At 36.5% G+C, this 17,084-nt stretch carries 20 protein-coding genes and 1 pseudogene; 11 read left to right on the top strand and 10 right to left on the bottom strand.

Annotated elements, in window-relative coordinates:
• Positions 1-385 precede the first annotated feature (385 nt).
• The 7 genes and pseudogenes from ACH6C1_RS06920 to ACH6C1_RS06890 all read right to left on the bottom strand — a co-directional run bounded on the left by ACH6C1_RS06920 (position 386) and on the right by ACH6C1_RS06890 (position 3,999).
• The gene (locus ACH6C1_RS06920) at positions 386-535 is read right to left on the bottom strand and encodes a hypothetical protein (RefSeq protein WP_374075868.1); all 150 of its coding nucleotides are present in this window, start codon (positions 533-535) and stop codon (positions 386-388) included.
• Between the two features lie 30 nt (positions 536-565).
• Entirely contained in the window at positions 566-1,345 is a 780-nt protein-coding gene (locus ACH6C1_RS06915) for a sulfite exporter TauE/SafE family protein (protein WP_374075866.1), read from the bottom strand.
• Between the two features lie 52 nt (positions 1,346-1,397).
• The gene (locus ACH6C1_RS06910) at positions 1,398-1,625 is read right to left on the bottom strand and encodes a sulfurtransferase TusA family protein (RefSeq protein WP_374075864.1); all 228 of its coding nucleotides are present in this window, start codon (positions 1,623-1,625) and stop codon (positions 1,398-1,400) included.
• A 26-nt stretch (positions 1,626-1,651) separates the two neighbouring features.
• Entirely contained in the window at positions 1,652-2,776 is a 1,125-nt protein-coding gene (locus ACH6C1_RS06905) for an MBL fold metallo-hydrolase (protein ID WP_374075862.1), read from the bottom strand.
• A gap of 16 nt (positions 2,777-2,792) precedes the next feature.
• A pseudogene (locus tag ACH6C1_RS06900) lies at positions 2,793-3,057 on the bottom strand (DsrE/DsrF/DrsH-like family protein); the annotation flags it as partial.
• 33 nt (positions 3,058-3,090) lie between these two features.
• The gene (locus tag ACH6C1_RS06895) at positions 3,091-3,663 is read right to left on the bottom strand and encodes a sulfurtransferase TusA family protein (RefSeq protein ID WP_374075860.1); all 573 of its coding nucleotides are present in this window, start codon (positions 3,661-3,663) and stop codon (positions 3,091-3,093) included.
• A gap of 21 nt (positions 3,664-3,684) precedes the next feature.
• Positions 3,685-3,999 (bottom strand): rhodanese-like domain-containing protein, encoded by a 315-nt coding sequence (locus tag ACH6C1_RS06890; protein WP_374075858.1) that lies wholly within the window; start codon positions 3,997-3,999, stop codon positions 3,685-3,687.
• A 695-nt stretch (positions 4,000-4,694) separates the two neighbouring features.
• Here ACH6C1_RS06890 and ACH6C1_RS06885 point away from each other — a divergent pair.
• From ACH6C1_RS06885 to ACH6C1_RS06850, 8 genes are all read left to right on the top strand, one after another.
• Complete coding sequence (locus ACH6C1_RS06885) at positions 4,695-4,955, top strand: metal-sensitive transcriptional regulator (RefSeq protein ID WP_374075856.1); 261 nt, start codon at positions 4,695-4,697, stop codon at positions 4,953-4,955.
• Between the two features lie 126 nt (positions 4,956-5,081).
• Entirely contained in the window at positions 5,082-5,309 is a 228-nt protein-coding gene (locus ACH6C1_RS06880) for a sulfurtransferase TusA family protein (protein ID WP_374075853.1), read from the top strand.
• A gap of 44 nt (positions 5,310-5,353) precedes the next feature.
• Positions 5,354-5,833, top strand: coding sequence for a DsrE/DsrF/DrsH-like family protein (locus ACH6C1_RS06875; RefSeq protein WP_374075850.1), 480 nt, complete (start codon positions 5,354-5,356; stop codon positions 5,831-5,833).
• A gap of 20 nt (positions 5,834-5,853) precedes the next feature.
• Positions 5,854-6,213, top strand: coding sequence for a rhodanese-like domain-containing protein (locus ACH6C1_RS06870; protein ID WP_374075847.1), 360 nt, complete (start codon positions 5,854-5,856; stop codon positions 6,211-6,213).
• A 326-nt stretch (positions 6,214-6,539) separates the two neighbouring features.
• Positions 6,540-6,872 carry an MmcQ/YjbR family DNA-binding protein gene (locus ACH6C1_RS06865; RefSeq protein ID WP_374075844.1) on the top strand — a complete coding sequence of 111 codons (333 nt, stop codon included), beginning with the start codon at positions 6,540-6,542 and terminating at the stop codon, positions 6,870-6,872.
• 806 nt (positions 6,873-7,678) lie between these two features.
• Positions 7,679-9,109, top strand: a complete 1,431-nt coding sequence (locus ACH6C1_RS06860; protein WP_374075841.1) for an MDR family MFS transporter — start codon at positions 7,679-7,681, stop codon at positions 9,107-9,109.
• A 128-nt stretch (positions 9,110-9,237) separates the two neighbouring features.
• Complete coding sequence (locus ACH6C1_RS06855) at positions 9,238-9,564, top strand: tyrosine-protein phosphatase (protein WP_374075839.1); 327 nt, start codon at positions 9,238-9,240, stop codon at positions 9,562-9,564.
• Between the two features lie 27 nt (positions 9,565-9,591).
• Positions 9,592-10,473 carry an alpha/beta fold hydrolase gene (locus tag ACH6C1_RS06850; protein WP_374075837.1) on the top strand — a complete coding sequence of 294 codons (882 nt, stop codon included), beginning with the start codon at positions 9,592-9,594 and terminating at the stop codon, positions 10,471-10,473.
• Positions 10,474-10,514: 41 nt separating this feature from the next.
• On the opposite strand, the gene ACH6C1_RS06845 is transcribed toward ACH6C1_RS06850, so the two are convergent.
• Positions 10,515-10,979: a GNAT family N-acetyltransferase gene (locus tag ACH6C1_RS06845; RefSeq protein WP_374075835.1), complete on the bottom strand. Its 465-nt coding sequence runs from the start codon at positions 10,977-10,979 to the stop codon at positions 10,515-10,517.
• Between the two features lie 202 nt (positions 10,980-11,181).
• Here ACH6C1_RS06845 and ACH6C1_RS06840 point away from each other — a divergent pair, with 202 nt between their 5' ends.
• A complete protein-coding gene (locus ACH6C1_RS06840; RefSeq protein WP_374075832.1) occupies positions 11,182-12,042 on the top strand; it encodes a TetR/AcrR family transcriptional regulator in 861 nt (286 codons plus the stop codon).
• 1,090 nt (positions 12,043-13,132) lie between these two features.
• Here ACH6C1_RS06840 and ACH6C1_RS06835 read toward each other — a convergent pair.
• On the bottom strand, positions 13,133-13,630 hold the full coding sequence (locus tag ACH6C1_RS06835; RefSeq protein ID WP_374075830.1) for a GNAT family N-acetyltransferase: 498 nt from the start codon (positions 13,628-13,630) through the stop codon (positions 13,133-13,135).
• A gap of 407 nt (positions 13,631-14,037) precedes the next feature.
• Here ACH6C1_RS06835 and ACH6C1_RS06830 point away from each other — a divergent pair, with 407 nt between their 5' ends.
• Complete coding sequence (locus ACH6C1_RS06830) at positions 14,038-14,166, top strand: RNA-binding protein (protein ID WP_374077156.1); 129 nt, start codon at positions 14,038-14,040, stop codon at positions 14,164-14,166.
• A gap of 72 nt (positions 14,167-14,238) precedes the next feature.
• Here ACH6C1_RS06830 and ACH6C1_RS06825 read toward each other — a convergent pair whose 3' ends face one another.
• A complete protein-coding gene (locus ACH6C1_RS06825) occupies positions 14,239-14,898 on the bottom strand; it encodes a hypothetical protein (protein ID WP_374075827.1) in 660 nt (219 codons plus the stop codon).
• Between the two features lie 675 nt (positions 14,899-15,573).
• On the opposite strand from ACH6C1_RS06825, the gene ACH6C1_RS06820 reads away from it, so the two are divergent.
• Entirely contained in the window at positions 15,574-17,055 is a 1,482-nt protein-coding gene (locus tag ACH6C1_RS06820; RefSeq protein ID WP_374075825.1) for a flotillin family protein, read from the top strand.
• Positions 17,056-17,084 lie beyond the last annotated feature (29 nt).

The raw sequence follows: 17,084 nt of genomic DNA, 5'->3' as shown, positions 1-17,084 counted from the left end.
TAGAATGACAGTGTCCGTAAAAGTGTACTTTAGCGGACAATAATTTATTTGAAGATTCATATTATTGGTGCGGTGTACGTAAGAAGGTAGATCCCATAAATTTATCTCCTCTTAGGACGATATAAGAATACAAAATAACCCCCTTGAGTTTAGTAAGGGGTTATTTTAAACTATAGATCTCTCGACTTTTGCTTTTAAGAAAAGCATCTATTTTGATTGAATTATACATCCAATTAAACGATTTCCAATTTCCTTTGCATATATTTAACACTGTCATCTTCAGTTAATTCCACTAGTGCGGTCGGCTTTGGCGTGCCTATCTTTGTAACATTATCACTTTATACACAACTATTTTACATGGAAGGAAATAACCCACTAATTGATTTTACTGTAGAACGCGAAGCCTTTGTCTTGGCAGTTTTTCCTTGATGTCAAACTGCCAAAGTAAACCGAATTGAACTGCTTTCAGATTCTCTTCCAATGATTCAATAGCTTGTTCTATCTTCTTAGAAGTATCCACAGTACAATGAAACACGTTCATCTTCTTAATTAGTTCTAGTGCAAGTTAGCTAAGGATATCCGTCCATATTTTAATAGTTGTAGTAATAATCAGCATAGCGAGTATTACCTGAAGCATTTTAACATTCATCCTCTTTCCTAATGCAGCCCCTATCGGTGAAGCAATGAGACTTGAGACTACAATAACAAGGGAAGGAATCAACGGTACCTGACCTGTTGAGAGCTTTCCCGCAACAGCTCCTATAGAAGAAATGAATGTAACAGCCAAGGATGTGGCTATTGTCATACGAGTAGGTATTTTCAGCACGACTAACATGATTGGCACGAGAAGAAATGCTCCTCCAGCTCCTACAATACCTGCTCCTATCCCTACTAAGAAGGATAGTCCTGCTGCCAATCCTGTAGAAAATGTAACGTCGGACAGCTCCGTATCATCTTTACCCTTTTTAGGGACAAACATCATTATTGATGCGATGATAGCCAAAATTCCATATACAAGGTTTATGCCTTCTTCAGCTAAAATTCGTGAACCAAAGCTCCCAATAAAACTTCCAACCAAGACAGCTATCCCCATTGTCAGTATGAGATGTTTATTCAGGTAATTCCCCTTACGATAAGCAAATATCCCGGAAAGTGTCGAAAAGAATACCTGAACAGCCACAATACCGGATACTTGATAGGCGTTGAAACCTGTGAAACCCAATAAAACAGGGATATATAATAACAAGGGGTAATTTATGATTGCCCCGCCGACTCCGAGCATGCCAGAAAGCAGCGAACCAATCAGCCCTATGACGAATAGGATCAAAATGAAAGTGAAATCCATTCTGCTGCTCCTCTCTTACTAAAAAAGAGGGAGTAACTCTCCCTCCTCTGGATTAACCTTTTTTTATCCAAAATTTCAATACGCCATCTTCTTCTGTATCTTGCAATAAGTCATGGCCGCCAGATTTCGCCCATGCACTAAGGTCGGCTTTTGCCCCTTTGTCAGTCGCATGTACTTCCAACACATCTCCTGTATTTAGTTCATTTATCGCTTTTTTTGTTTTGACGATTGGCATTGGACAAGCCAGTCCTTTCGCGTCTAACACTTTATCGCTATTCATTTAAGCTCAGCTCCTTTTTTCTTGATTTAACCATGGATGGCACAGCGGTTCGGGCCAATTTCCATTTCACTTTGCTCGTTAGCTTCTGGGCTGATTTTACCCATATTTGTGTGACGAATTTCTTGGTAAGCATTCGGCTGAGGTGGTAGATTTTCTGATACTGCTTTACGGAATGTTTCTTCATCCATATTTAAACCATTATTCTTTTCAAATAAATCACCGAGTTTTGCCTGAACTGCTCCATTATCTCCTAGCTCACTTGTATTACTGAAGTGTGCAGGAAGGACGATAAGCTCATCATTAAGTTGTTCATACGTGTTATAAAGCGTATTACGTAAATCATCTGCCCAGTCACCTGCTTTTCCAGCAAGATCCGGACGTCCAATGGATTCTACAAACAAGATATCTCCGGTCAGCAAGTATTTATCGTCAACAATCAAGCTGGTACTTCCGATTGTGTGACCTGGAGAGTAGATAGACTGCACATGTACAGTAGCTCCACCTACTTGCAAATCTTTACCTTCTTCTAACGGCTCATAGGCAAACTTAACTTCCTCCGCATCTTTTGGAGGCAAATGATAAACTGCTCCCGTCTTTTCACGCAACAGGCGTCCTCCGGAAATATGGTCAGCATGAAGATGCGTATCTACAACATGCTTTATTGTTATGTTTTTCTCTTTGGCGAAATCTATATAACTATCTACAGATCGACAGCTGTCAACGATGAGTGCCTCGCCATCAGATTCGATGAAGTACGAAAGACAGCCTTTACCAACACGGACAAACTGATAGATGGATCCACCGTTGCTAAGGACCCCAATCTTAACGGGTTTAAGATACTCGCTCCAAGCTCTCATTCCACCCTGCAAGACGAGCACATCTTCAAAACCGGCTTCATCCAACATTTCCGCCACCATTTCTGATGATCCTTGTTTGGCACATACGACAAGCAAATCTTTATCTTTTGGAATTTTATCAACGATTTCTTCCACACCTTCAATTAAATCGAAGTACGGCACGTTTAAATGTTCAATATGAAAGCCTTCTATTTTCCAATCACCAAATGCATCTTGGTTCCTTACATCCAAAATAAATAAGGGTTCCTTGCTTAATACCTTGGCTGCTGCTTCTTTGGCAGTAATTAATTTCATATTTTTTCTCCTCCTTAAATGTCAAACTGATATTGGCATCTGATGCGTACTGGATAAAGCTCGCTGCTCCCCCAGCTTTAATGCCTTCTATAAACTGATCTTTATCTAAACTCATTACATCCATTGTCATTTGGCATACAATGATTTTCACGACCTGACTCTTGATCCATTTGCACTAGTTCTGGAATGGAATATACATTTTCCCGCTTAAATCCTTCTTCAAAATGTTCATTTCCTACTGGATTTGGAAGCTGCTTATGCGCTTCTTTATGAATCAAATTTCTGTCCCTCAAAAATCCCCTCGATTTGGCTAATTATTGATTCTTTTCTAAAGGACCAGACCATTCCACCATACCCTGAACAGCATTCTTGATATTTTTGAATCCTTTTTCCTCCATTTGCTTAGAGGCCAAATCACTGCGGCTACCCGTACGACAAACAACATAGACTTCTTTATCTTTGCTGATTTCATCCATACGACTTTCGAGTTCTCCTAATGGAATAGAAACTGCTCCAGGTATATGTCCGAATGTATATTCAGCTGGCTCCCGAACATCCAAAATTACAACGTCTTCACCTGAATCCAGTTTCTGAATAATTTCTTCGTTTTGAACGGTATGTGGAAAGTTTTTACTTTCATTCGATTCTGCATCTCCTGATTTACGAAGGTAGTGTTTCAATACCTCTCCTTCTTCTGTAGAACCGAGATACTGGTGACCGCTGCTTTTTGCCCAAGCTTGAATATCTGCCAGTGAACCTTTATCAGTGGCCAGAATCTCGATAACCTGTCCTGGCATGACCTCTTTCATCGCTTTCTTTGTTTTGACGATTGGCATCGGACATGCAAGTCCTTTCGCATCCAATACATGATCTGTTTTAATACTCATTTTTCATCCTCCATTTTGGGTTTATTCTGTTTCACTTTCCCAGTCATTCATGCCACCGGTCATATTCTTCACTTTGAACCCTTTACCTGTTAGCCACTCTGAAGCCAATCCACTACGATTTCCTGAGCGGCATACCATGATGTATTCCTTATTTTCATCCAATTCGTCTAAGCGTGTCAGAATCTCTCCTAGTGGAATGTGTTTAGCACCTGGAATTTTACCGAGAGCCACTTCATTGTGTTCCCTTACATCAATAATGCGAAGTTTCTCTTTCTTTGCTAGACTCTCCGCCACTTTTGATGGCAAAATTGCTTCGATTTCTGGTTTTGTACTCATTTTGCTCCCCCTTTATTGTTAATGTGTAAGAATTCATCACCTCCATACACATACCCATACGGGTATAATATAAAGCAAAAAAAAATAACTTAAGAATGAGATTCGTTAATCTACAAAATACCCATGAGGGTATATTAACAAACAAAAAAAATAATGTCAACAACGGAAATCTGTAATTATTTTCATACATAATTATTAATGTTATCTTCTATTTTACCTAACATAAGCTGAATTTATAAAATATTGACTTGATACCTACAAGGGTATATATTGAGTTGAGTAACATTCTGTTTTTTATTACTATAAGAGGATTGGTGATAATGATCTCTACGCTTCTAATCTTCACGCTGCTTATCTCTTTCAGCCTTTACAGAAGATATTTTCCTGTATTAAATGTTCCATGTAGCGATAGATTGTATTCCCAAATTGATCAAGTGGTTAAAATAGACTTACGCGATTATAATAAATCTTACGGAAGTTATGTAGACGATACAATTCAAATTCCAGTTGCGTACCTTAAACGATATATGCACGAAATACAGGGTGATCGAGTTTTCGTAATCGCTTCTAATAAAGTAGAAAAGAATATCGGAATAAGGACATTGCAAAATAAAGGATACAAAGTAATAGGCTTTAAATTAACGGAATGCGATTGTAATTGCAATATACTAAAACTTATTTAAGGAGGAAACCTTATGAAATATGATAACCAAAGTAAAAATAGAATAAAACGTATCGAGGGACAGCTACGCGGTATATTAAAAATGATGGAAGAAAATAAAGACTGCAAGGATGTTATTACACAGCTGAGCGCTACAAGAACTGCGATTGACCGCACTATTGGTGTAATTGTGAGCTCTAACCTGGTGGAATGTGTTCGAGAAGCCAACGAGAACGGGACAGAAGCTGACGAATTGGTGAAGGAAGCAGTAAATTTGTTAGTTAAAAGCCGATAAGTTAATAGTAGTGGGGTTGACTTTCATCCTCACGCCCTTTAATATACCCCTATGGGTAATTGGGATATTTTTTTAAAGAAAATAATACCCCTGTGGGTAATTAGAAAAAATGGAGGAATTAAAATTATGCAAAGTAATAAAGTGTTAAATGCAAAAGGATTAGCTTGTCCAATGCCTATAGTCAAAACAAAAAAAGCGATAAACGAGCTAAATACAGGAGATGTGTTGGAAGTACATGCGACTGACAAAGGGGCAAAAGCTGATCTCAGCGCATGGGCGAAATCTGGCGGCCATGAGTTACTGCAAGATACAGAAGAAGCTGGCGTATTGAAGTTTTGGATTAAAAAAGCATAATAAAATTATACCTATACAGGTATCAAAGAATAGGAGAAATGAAAATGTCAGAAACGAAACGTACTACCATCGTTTTATTTAGCGGTGATTATGATAAAGCAATGGCAGCATATATAATTGCCAATGGTGCTGCAGCTTATGACCATGAGGTTACAATATTCCACACGTTTTGGGGATTAAATGCACTTCGTAAAGCGGAAGATGTAACAGTCAATAAAGGATTTCTGGAGAAGATGTTTGCAAAGATGATGCCTAAAGGTGCAGATAAAATGGGTCTCTCTAAGATGAACATGGCTGGAATGGGTCCTAAAATGATTAAAAATGTAATGAAAAAACACAATGCAATGACCCTTCCGCAGCTCATCGAAATGGCGCAGGAGCAAGACATCAAACTCGTTGCTTGTACGATGACAATGGATTTACTGGGGCTACAAAAAGAAGAATTGTTAGATGACATTGAGTATGCAGGAGTTGCTGCATATCTTGGTGATGCTGAAGACGGCAACGTAAATCTATTTATCTAACATTGATTGGAGAGAGAACCTTGGAGTTTATCATATACATCCTCATTGCTCTAATTGTCTATTTTGTTATAAGGAATCACTTCTCGAACAAAGCTGTTAAACAAATTGGTACCACGGAATTAAGAGGTATTCTAAAAGACAAGAATAAACAGTTTATCGATGTTCGTACCTCTGCTGAGTACAAAGCAAACCATATTAAGCAATTCAAGAATATTCCACTTCATGAATTGAATAGTAAAGCTTCGAGCTTAGATCAAAATAAAGAAGTGGTTTTCATCTGCCAAAGCGGGATGCGAAGTTCGCAAGCTGCAAAAGCGCTTAAAAAAATGGGATTCAATAGTATAACTAATGTCAGAGGTGGTATGAATACTTGGCGTTAATAGTTAGCACATAAATCATATAGTGCCGATCTAAAGAGTTGTCATATTGTCCTTGTATTGCGTAATACGAGCATGTCAAGTAAGATAATATCTGCTTTCTGATAATCCGTGAGTAATAGTATGGAAGTTAGGAAGTTTGAGTATATACGTGTAAGTAGTAAAGGTCAAAATGAGGACGTTGTGGTGACCTATTTAATAATCTTGGATGGTTTTTTTGTGGAGATGCTATACGGTGGAAAATCTGAGCGACTCTCAGAGAGTATTCTTTCTTCTTGGAAGGTCTTTATAAAAGGAATTGGATATACACACTGAGGAGTTGATTAATTATGAAGAACAGACAAGAAGCTACAAACTATTGCAAAAAGTATAAAGATGTTTATGAAGATGAACCCTTTCGGGATGATAATTGGACACTTATCAGACATAAGGATAATGATAAAACATTTGCATGGATATTCGAGAGAGAGAACAGAATCTGGATTAATGTAAAAAACGAACCTGGTATGAATGAACAACTCAGAAATGAATACAATTCTATTGTGCCTGCTTTTCACTTAAATAAAGAGCATTGGAACTCCATAATATTAGACGGTACTGTTCCTGAGAAAGAAATCCATGAATTAATTAGTACAAGCTATGATTTAACAAAGGATAAGTAATTTGAAAAGACCCTTTTCTGTGTAAAAGGGTCTTTTTATAGCTGCCTAAACTAAAGGCAGCTCTTTTATTCTAATCCCAACTGTGCTTTTGATTGTACGACAGCAGGTTCTCCTTCCCCACTAACAATATTTGTCACTTCTTAATTGTCATGCCCTTCTTAATTTGACCAAACTCATCCTTAGACATTTTAGAGCTCCTTCCAGCTTCAGCTGTTTAAGTCTCTTTTTTGTCCTCTTCTGATGCTTCATCATCTAATCCTAGCTCTGCCTTTGATTGTACGACAGCAGGGTTTCCTTGGAAGGTAATGTTGGCATTCAAGCCGAAATCATCTGCGCCTTCCCATGTGTAGAATTAGTTTCCTTCCGCCCCTGTTTCAGACACCAGATCTCCTTTAAGGTCGATTAAAAAAGCATCATATAAATCACTCAGGAATAAATTACCATTTTCGCCCAAAAAGCAAAAAACTCCCCTTTCCACTGAAAATTCAAGATGATTGACCACCATTTATTTTTTGGTTAGCTTGTTCAGTTGAGTGACATACATTTACTCATTCTCGCCTTCTATATCAAAAATCTCATTTTACACCAGTGAATATATTGTTGTACATTACCTACTTCTTTCTACCCTGTCACACTCTTTCCTAATTAAAATTGAAGATAATTCATTATAATGACGGACGTTTCATCAACTGATCGTTCCAAAAAATGATATTGACATCTTTATTATTCAATTCTATCATGGTATTGAACTAGAGTTCATAAAAATATACTATAGTTTAATTTAGTGTGAGAGGAAGAAAAGAGAAGTGACGAAAATTAGAACGCACCCAATTGACATTTACGGAAATCAATTTAATCGAGCAGGATTTGTACTGGTTATAATGGTTGGTACTTTTCTAACCATTATAAATCAGACGTTATTAGTCACCGCTCTACCAAAGATAATGGATGATTTAGACATCAGTGCAGTTAATGCACAATGGCTTATCACTGCATTTATGTTGATCAGTGGCATAATGATTCCCACTTCAGCATTCTTGTTAAATACCATAAATAATAAAAAATTATTTATGGTAGCAATGTTTAGCTTTGCAATAGGAACTGTAATTTGTGCAATCAGTACTACATATAACATGCTACTTATAGGACGCATCATTCAAGCCATTGGATCAGGATTAATGATTCCTTTAATGCAGACACTGATGTTTTTGGTATATCCTGTTGAACGGCGAGGAGAAGCTATGGGGTTAGTAGGAGTTGTTATAGCATTTGCACCCGCTATTGCGCCCACTTTATCTGGATGGATTGTTGATTATTTTAATTGGCGATACTTATTTTATATAATTCTTCCACTTACCATGGTTAATATATTGCTTGCATGTTTCTATATGAGAAACGTCATTAATTTAAATAAACCGAAGATTGATGTACTTTCTATTATGCTTAGTAGCTTAGGTTTAGGTTTACTTCTCTATGGGATTAGTGTTGCAGGTAATATAGGCTGGCAAAATAAAATCACATGGTTCTCTTGCGCAGCTGGCTTTATTATCATAATCTTATTTTCCCATCGACAATCTAAACTAACACAGCCCTTTTTAGAGTTAAGAGTATTTAAAAGTAAAATTTTTACGTTGTCTACGATTATCGTCGCTATTATTTTTATGACAATGATTGGATTTGAAATTCTCTTACCTATTTATACACAAACTTTAAAAAAGTTGTCAGCACTTCAATCAGGTCTGATATTACTTCCTGGCGCAATTTTGCTGGGGATTATTTCACCAATATCAGGTAAATTATTCGATAAGTATGGTGTTAAAAAAATTTCAATGATTGGCATGTTCATTCTAGCTGCAGCAACTTTTCCATTCTTATTCCTCACTAAGGATACTGCTATTTGGTGGATTATTTGTCTTTATTCATTAAGAATGCTAGGTATGGGATTTGTCATGATGCCTTTGGCCACAGCGGGAATAAATGCACTGTCTAATGATTTGATAAGTCACGGCTCTGCAATTACGAATACTGTTCGACAAGTGTTTGCTTCTCTAGGATCCGCAGTAATGGTAGGGATTATGTCTGCCACGGTGACTAAATATTCAAACTCTTATGGAGGCTCTGCAATGACTCCGTTGCTGAATGGACTTAATAAGGCCTTTATGTCCGGTTTCATTCTAATTACCATTGCATTTACATTGTGTCTTTTTATAGCTTCTCCATCAAAAGAAGCTAAATAAACAATATCTTAAAAGAGTGATCCTCCTTATTCAAAACTCTCTTTTAAGTATTTAGGGAGAAATGTTATGCCAGATGGAAAAGACATCTATAAATTTGAAAAGTTATATTACTTTCAGATCAAAGAAACTTGCCGGCACTCATCCATTGTACGGGAGGAAAAGACCGTAATGGGTTTATATCGGCTGTTATCCAGTTGTTTGCGGGATTTCCTTACAAAATAGTAATGGACGACTATCTTTTTTCTAACCAGTTAATCGCTGTTCCTATGAAAAAGAAAGAAAGGTTCATTCAGTGGGCAAGCTTATTTCGTGTACCACCAGAACATATAAAACCTATTTTAGAGGCTAGGGAAGGATATTTAGAAGAAGCATATAACAATATTCTTAATCTAAAACTGACTTGTAAAATACCAGAATATAACCTAAAAAGATTTCAAGAATTGATAATTGAGTAAGAGTATTATGCAAATGGAGGAATACTAATGAATCATTTAAAGTCAGACGATCCCAAAAGTATGTATTTTCAATCTTACGATAGAGTATTAGACACGCTATGGCCAACAAAATTTTCCTCGTATTTTTTAGAAACTTCTTATGGAAAAACATATATAATTGAGAGTGGAGATCTGATGTCTCCACCCCTAATCCTCTTGCATGGAGCTAAAATGAGTTCGACAATGTGGTATCCAAATGTGGCAGAATGGAGTAAGCAATATAGAGTCATTTGTGTTGATATCGTAGGAGATAAGAATAAAAGCATTTTAGAAAAACAATTTTTAGATCGATTAAGTTACGCTACTTGGTTAAACGAATTGCTAGAATCTCTGCAGATCGATAAGACAAATATTGTAGGTTTATCCTATGGAGCTTTACATACGGTTAATTTCTTGACCTTTTTCCCTCATAAGGTAAACAAAGCTGTTATTATGAGTCCAGCTGCTACTTACATTCCTTTCAATCGGGAATTCTATACTTACGCCATGGGGCTGATTAGTAACGAAGTAGGGGTTAAAAACTTTTTAAAATGGATTTTTAATGACCGTCATACTGTTAATTCTCATATAGAACAACAATTAATAGCTGGAATGCAGTGGAAGACTGAGGCTCCTACACAAAAAGCAACTCAAGCAAGACAAGCATTTCCTTATATATTCATGGATGACGAATTAGCTGAAATTCAAACTCAACTTCTACTGTTACTGGGAGAAAAAGAAGTGATGTATGATCCTATGGAAGCTTATAATCGTGCTAAGAACTCATCTCCTCATATTACAGTAGAAATAATAAAAGGAGTAGGTCATCTATTGTCGATGGAAAAACCTGTGCAGGTTAATAAACGAGTTCTAAGTTTCTTAAATAATTAAAAGATAAAAGCCCTCATCGTTATTTGTGAGGGCTTTCTGCATCAATAACATACATCTTGTGACATTCTCACCATATCTCTTAATACAATTTTATTTTCTATTATTTCTTCATCATAATGCCTTGAGAAGTAATCTCTATCTATATGAGTCATTCTAAAACCACATTTTTGATATAAATATAGTGCTCCAAGACTTGTACTTCCAGTACCAATTTCCACTGTTTTAAATTTTTGTTCTCTGGCATATTCAAGAGAGTATTCAATTAATAATCTTCCGATTCCTTTATTTTGAAAGTCTTTGTTCACTGCTATGTTAACTATTTCCAGTGTCTCAGGTCGTGTTGGCATAAGAATAATAACTCCGATAACTTGTAGCCCCACCTTAGCTTCTATACATTGGCTTTTAGAAAGATACGAGTCGACCATCTTCCTCGATGGATCAGCATCTAATAGCAATTCATAATGAGAGTTGGTAGCCGTTGTAAATTGTTCAATTATAACACTCATCTTATCACCTCTTTGTTTACAGACAGGATTCTTATTTGGGGTCTGTTCATAATTCTTGGTAAAGGTATTAAACCTCTGGTATGTTCATTTGATATCCTTCCACACCCTTTAAACTTAGGTATATTTTTCTGTACTTCGGTTTATTTTTATGATAATTTGGTATTATGATGATGTCAATAATATTTTAAGGAGTTAGAAATTTATGGGTAAAAAAGAAAATATCATTGAAGTGGCCAAACAGTTATTTCGAACAAAAGGCTATCACGATACTGCAATCCAGGATATCTTGGAACAAGCCAAAGTTTCCAAAGGAACATTTTATAATTACTTCTCTACGAAATCACAATTAATTCTTTATATTATTCAAAAAGTTGACGAAAAAGTTGATGAACAACAAAATATGCTGCTACTCGACGGAAGTCTACATGATAAGCAGCTCTTTTATTCTCAGCTTCGCGTGAAGCACTCAGTTTATGGGACTGAGAAAATCTCAGAGTTATATAATATCTCTTTAGGTGAAAATGATGAGGAATTACAAAGTTACATGAAAGAAAGCCATTATAAAGAACTAAATTGGCTTGCAAAACGCCTAATAGACGTTTATGGAAAAGAAATTGAGAAAAGTGCAATGGATTTATCCACTCATTTTATTGGGGGATTGGGTTATCAGTTTAGATATTCCGACCAAATAAAGCTGAATATAAATAGCTCTGATATCTTAGATTACAATATATTACGTTTAGAAAATAACATTGAAATTACAAAGCAAACTAATCAAATTCTATTTCCGTATAAATCGCCTAATTCAGTGGACGATCAAGAATCGGCTATTAGAGAAATAAGAAGATTACTCGACAACATGATAGATTGTGATGAATTTTCACAAGAGGAAAAAGAATTAATGAGTTTTATATTTGAAGAAACTCAAAGTTCATATATAAGATGGGGTGTCTGTGAAGGAGCTATTCGTCAATTACAGATACTATCCTCCTCACAGTTAGCTTATCAACAAATACTGAAAGAATTATTTGACATTATCAATACTCAAAAAAAAAAAACATAAATAATATTAATGATAATCTTATGTATTAGATAAAAGAAAAGCAGATATTACTCGTTATCTAAGACAAAAATAAGTGTGCTAATTTTATAATACTTTTCCTAAATTAGTTGCATTATCATTATTTTATAAGCTTTCTGATCGAGAGGAATAGCAGCTTGACTTGCTAGTTAAAAAGATGAGTAAATGTGAAAACAAAATAAGTTGAACGAAAAGGCATACGCTGAAGCGATGTCACTGAAAAACTCCAAATGGATATGGTCGAAGATTTACTCCGTTACAATAAAACCATCTGAATATAAGGAATAGGAGATCTTTTAGGTTACGTTTTGTTAAAGAGATAAGCAAGTATTCTCCTAATTTTTTTTAGAATCCTTGCATATACTTAAACGTATAATATATGAGGTGATTATATGCAAATTCAAATAATATCTGGATTACTCGGTATTGCATTTATTGTTGTAGCTTATCTAGTTGCAGTCAAAAAAAATTACATCTTCTAAGAGGATATAATCAGCAGCGTATACGCAAAAAAAGGCAAAAATTTATTAATCTCGTAAGTTCTTTTTATTTAATTACTGGTGCTGTTTTAATCATTGTGCCTTTCACTCTTTCGTGGTCATGGAGTGCAACTGCACTCGAAATTATGCTAATATTAAATTTAATTATCTTAATATATGTTAACAAAACAATGGTTGAAAAAGATTAAGAGAATATTTCTTTTCTTTGAGATATGACAGAAAAGAATCTAGAAAAAAAGGCTGTACACCGATGTTGTGTACAGCCTTTCTATATATAAGAATGAACAGGTTTATCTAATTTTTTAAAAGTTGACTTAAGCGAATTGTATTATCGTATGTTAAACCCTGTTCTAATCCGTGTTTAATCATCTCAAAGCGTAGGCGACTCATTAATATGCGGGCAGGAAAGAAGTAAAAAAGCTGCCAAAAGGCAGCACTATTATTTAATCTCTTAAATTGTATGACTGATAGCGTTCGAGCAGGTATATAAAGCTAGACATGCTGACGCAAGATGACGACTGGAAGTGATAATAATTAAGTGAATTGAAGTTAGAAAAAGCTCAAATAATGAATCATCCTATTAACTTGTAATAAAAATTACCAGCTAAAAACGCGCCAAATGCATCCTGAGCAAAATCCGGCACTTCTCCAAAAAGAACATACCCTTCAGACTGATAAAGCAAATTGGCTGGTCCTTCTTTTTCCGTATCAAGCAGGAGCAATGTTTTGCCATCTGACTTTGCTGCTTGCTCGGCATGCTGAAGCAGTTTTCTGGCAACGCCTTTCCTTCTGGCTTTTGTACTGGTCATCAATTTAGCTATTTCTGCACGATGTCGGCCATTTTCCTTATCGCTGTAGTGCAGCTGAACAGTCCCTGCAATTTCGCCATCAAGTAACCCAATAAAAAGCCGTACTTGATCTGAAAGAACAGAATCCCAATACGAAAATGCAGTTTCTTTGCTCATTGGGTACAAGTAGTTCATCGATGCGCCGTCAGCGACTACTGTTTGAAATAAACTTGCTAGCTCTTCTTTATACGATTCAATTTCTGTAACTTCCTTAATTTCCACGCTTACTCCCCCATACCCTACATATTCTTTATTTCTGAGTGTTCCTCTAATTGAGCTTCTACCCATTAAAGATAACGTATATGTCTTATGAAAACGAATGAAATGTTATATGTCCTAACATACTATCTTTCTCCGCTACTCTGCCTAAAGACATTGAATATCTATGTCATAAATATATGAAGAATCGTACATATAGAGATTGCCTCAACTGGAGTAACCATCTATACTATCGAACATTTCTTAGCGAGAAGTAGCAGCTGGAAAAGATGCTTTGGAAGAAAAAATGAACAGCAAACACGTTGTAAGAAAACTTAAAAACAGCCGGTTCAATCAAGATATTATGATGCTTCCTTAAAACGGCGGTAAAAAGAAGAAAATTCGTACTGTTGATTACTATTCAGGATCAAATGTCTTACGTTAATATCCTGAATGGAAAAGACTTCATTGTATTGCAGGCTTTGGAAAATATGGCTGTTAAGGGTAAGAAACTGAAAGTTAGCATGGCAATATATTTCTATAGAAAATCCCCTCCTTGAAGATGAAGAAGGGGATTTTTGTTTTTACTTCTTTGTGTCTATACAAACTTTCCAAATAACATATATTATTCACTATTCAGTCTGTAATGGGATTAAATTGACTGAAGCATCAACTTCAATTGTGTCCATACTTTCCAATTCCAGGACAAAGCTAGGTACGTCACCTTCGGCCTCAATAACTATATCAACTTTCACGTTGCCTGAGTAAGCCTTCACTATAACTCTGCTTTTAGCACCTTCATTTGGAACAACTTGATAACTATTCGCCGGCAAATCCTGACCAGCTCTATAATCAACTCCAGCACCTAATCCAATTGGTTCATCTTCTGCCTTTTTCATCTCGCCTCTAAGAGTTAATAACTCTTCTTCTGCATCATTTACTTTATTCCAAAGTGTTTCTAAAGTGCTAGTATTCTCCTCTATATTTTCCCTCAAATCTCTATTATGCTCTACAAGCTGCTCTATTTCTGTTACTTCTTGTGCTTTTGTAGCCACTAATATTTTTTCAATCTCAGTTAAGTTACTTGGATTTAAATAATCTGCTGAATCTACTAGAGATATCGATTTAGTCCAGACAGAAAATACACCTGAAATGAATACAATAAAGCCCAAGACAAGACTGAAACCGGATATCCAACTCCACTTTTTAATCCTTAGAGCTAAGAACACAATAAACAATGGTATACCTACCAAAAATGTTAAGAGTCCTAGATATAACATTAATACTCCCAACGTGGACACCTCCCTACCAAGCTAGCTTTAACTGGCATAATGTAAAACAATATACAGTATTGTAATCATATAGGAGATTCAGCGATATTAAAACCCTGCACTACAGGACGGGACTGAAACCCGTTTTTGAAACATTAAGAAGAATCAGCTGCAATCTTATAAATTTAGTAGCAACATGTACTTCTCCCTCATCCTTTAGTGTGGCCTCAACAATTATGCCTAAGATAAAATACATATTTCCCGTAGTAATTTTAAAAGGTGCGGAGGTCTGTAAACCAAAAGGGATATGCGAAGATAAATGTCGAGTAGTCTTAATAGATAATGATAAAGCTTTGGATTGTAACTACGTTATATACTTGCTTACTTGAGTATTACTTCTGTTGGTTTGAGGTATTGGGGTGGAAATATCGGCAGTGGAAAGTTAAAAGTAAAGTCAGATGAATTGGTTACGATTGCTTTTATTTGCATTATTTTGAAACTTTTTACAAACCTTCTACGTACATATAGGCAAGGGCGCTGAAAATAAGCTCTACAGGCTTTATAAGATTTAAGAGCACTATCCAGAGACCCCTTAATATCTCTACTGTGGACTATTCCATGGGACCTTGCATTATAGGTCTGCCCCCCTTCCATACAGAAATATATTACAAATACATACAAAAGGAGAATGCATTTATGTTAGAAGGACTAAGTATTTTCGCTATCATTATTACGCTGATTGTATTGGCAGCTATCGGAGGAACAGCATGGTTCATTTACATGAAAATCAGGTTCCGCACCGTACCATCCAACGAAGCACTCATCGTTACCGGACCGAAACTTGGGGATGAGGAAAAGGAAAAAAATATCTATAAAGATGATCAAGGACGCTATATGAAAGTTATACGCGGCGGCGGTCACAGACTAAGAATGTTCCAAACCGGTACAAAAGTATCCCTGAAATCATTCCAATTACAAATCAAGACACCAAAAGTATATACAGCACAGCACGTAGGTGTATACGGAGAAGCTGTCGCAACTGTCAAAGTAGCAGACACCTTGGAAGGCATTGTAAGATATGCCGAACAGTTCCTTGGTAAAGCACAAGCAGAAATCGAGCAGGAAATTGGCGAAGTTTTAAATTCCAGCTTGCGGGCAATTTTGTCTAGTATGACTGTTGAGCAGATAAACGGCGACCGGGAACGTTTCAATGAAGACGTGCGAAAAATCGCTCAAAAAGAGCTAAATGACATGGGCTTCCGCATCACATCCCTTGGACTTACAGACATCAGCGATGACGACGGATACTTGGAAAACTTGGGGCGTCCGCAAATCGCCGAAATCGAAAAACAGGCTGAGATAGCAGAAGCGAACAACAAACGGGAAACGGAGCTAAAACAAGCTGAAGTAAACGAAGAAGTATCCCGTGAGAAATACCAGCGTGAAATGAACATCGCAGAGGTCCGCAAAACAAAAGATATCAAAGATGCACAGATCAAAGCAGAAACAGAGCGTGAAAGAGCCATAGCTGAAGCAGCATACGAACTGGAAAAAGAAGAAAAACGATTGGGTATCGAAAAGCAGCGCCTTGAAATCAAAGAACAGGAACAAGAAAGTGAACTGCGACTGCGTCAGAAAGAACGCGAAAACGACGTTAAACTGGAACAGCAGCAAGTAGAAGTACAAAAGCAAAAAGCCGAAGCGGAATATCTCACCAAAACTAAAGAAGCACAAGCCCGTGCTGAAGCAAAAAGAGTCGAAGGTGAAGCGGAAGCGGCCGTTATCAGACAAAAGAGCATGGCAGAAATCGAAGCTATTGAGAAACGCGCACAAGCAATGGCGAAGCACCAGGATGTCATCCTAAGAGAGAAACTGATCGATATCATGCCGGACTATGCAAGAGCCATCAGTCAGTCATTCAGTAATGTCGAGTCTATCCGTATCCTGGATAATGGTTCAGGCGGCGGAATCAACTCCCTTCCTAACACTGTGACAAACACAATGGCAAACCTGCAAGAAAGTCTTGGCCAAATGACTGGTTTCGATTTAGAAGGATTCTTGCAAAAAATCAGCATGCCAAAATCAAATGATGATACAAAATCAGATCAGCAGCAAATCACGCTTAAAGATTCTGACAAACAAATCGTAAACGAAGAAACAAAGCTTACTTTTGAGTAAAACCTTACAATAAAAAAGGATGCATCTCT

Origin of the sequence: Terribacillus sp. JSM ZJ617 (assembly GCF_044383785.1) — a bacterium.
Taxonomy (GTDB): Bacteria; Bacillota; Bacilli; order Bacillales; family Amphibacillaceae; genus Terribacillus.
The sequence above is the reverse complement of the archived record's forward strand: the minus strand, read 5'-3'. Positions and strand labels throughout refer to the sequence as shown.